The organism is Colwellia sp. BRX9-1 (assembly GCF_014077195.1).
Lineage (GTDB): Bacteria > Pseudomonadota > Gammaproteobacteria > Enterobacterales > Alteromonadaceae > Colwellia_A.
On record NZ_JACGVM010000106.1, the window covers coordinates 1 to 245 of the forward strand.

At 37.1% G+C, this 245-nt stretch carries 1 pseudogene; it reads left to right on the plus strand.

Going from position 1 to position 245, the window contains the following annotated elements:
• Positions 1-102: 102 nt before the first annotated feature.
• Positions 103-245, plus strand: a pseudogene (locus tag H4J76_RS19670) (IS110 family transposase); the annotation flags it as partial.

The window sequence follows — 245 nt, forward strand, 5'->3', positions numbered from 1 at the left end:
TAGACACAATGACTCCCCACAAGGTGCTAGCCTCTAAATGTGGGTTAGTTTTACAAACCAGAGCCATAATATATGTGTCAACATTATCAAACAGAGGCTAGCATGATAAAACATAACATACTTTTCATTGGCTTAGATACCCATAAAACATTTACTGAAGTCGCTTATATTGAAGACCAACGTGGCGCTAAATCAACTCATCTAGGTAAAATACTCAGTAATAAAGCCGCCTTTAAAAAACTCGC